The organism is Streptomyces albidochromogenes (assembly GCF_005981925.1).
Taxonomy (GTDB): Bacteria; Actinomycetota; Actinomycetes; order Streptomycetales; family Streptomycetaceae; genus Streptomyces; species Streptomyces albidochromogenes.
This window is the reverse complement of the sequence record NZ_VBVX01000734.1, coordinates 1-538: the sequence shown is the minus strand read 5'-3', so window position 1 is coordinate 538 and position 538 is coordinate 1. Positions and strand designations below refer to the sequence as shown.

Genomic DNA, 538 nt, shown 5'->3' with positions numbered 1-538 from the left:
GCAGTGGGGACCCCGCCCTCCGGCCGGCGGCCCGCCGCCCCCGGGCCGGCCGGGACCGGCCGGCGGGCGCCGGATCTGGCCCTGGGTCCTGCTCGGGACGCTGCTGCTGTTCACCGGCGGCTGCATCGCCGTCATCGCCACGATCGCCACGGTGGTCGACGACGAGTCGACCCGGACCGTCAAGGTGCGCTACGCCGTGACGGGCGACGCCAGGGGTGTCACCATCGCGTACACGACCTGGCGGGACGGCGACGCCTCCTCGAACACCGTCACCGACGCACGCCTCCCCTGGCGCCAGGAAGTCGACACGACCGGCCTGGTCAAGGGCGGCTCACTGATCGTCACCACCGGAGCCTCGGGCGGCACGGCCACCTGCTCGGTGACGGTGGACGGGAACGAACCGAGGACCGCCACCGCCACCGGCAGATTCGCGACCGCCACCTGCGACGACTTCTGACCCGAGAACAGCCCGTCACCACCCCGCCCCTCCCCGCGCCCTTCTTGCCGCCGGGAGGGGCGGGGTGGTGACGGGCTGTTC

At 74.2% G+C, this 538-nt stretch carries 1 protein-coding gene; it reads left to right on the top strand.

Annotated elements, in window-relative coordinates; genetic code table 11:
* Nucleotides 1–457 (top strand): MmpS family transport accessory protein (locus E2E34_RS34980; RefSeq protein WP_138905799.1); only part of this gene is annotated, 457 nt, incomplete at its 5' end.
* Nucleotides 458–538 lie beyond the last annotated feature (81 nt).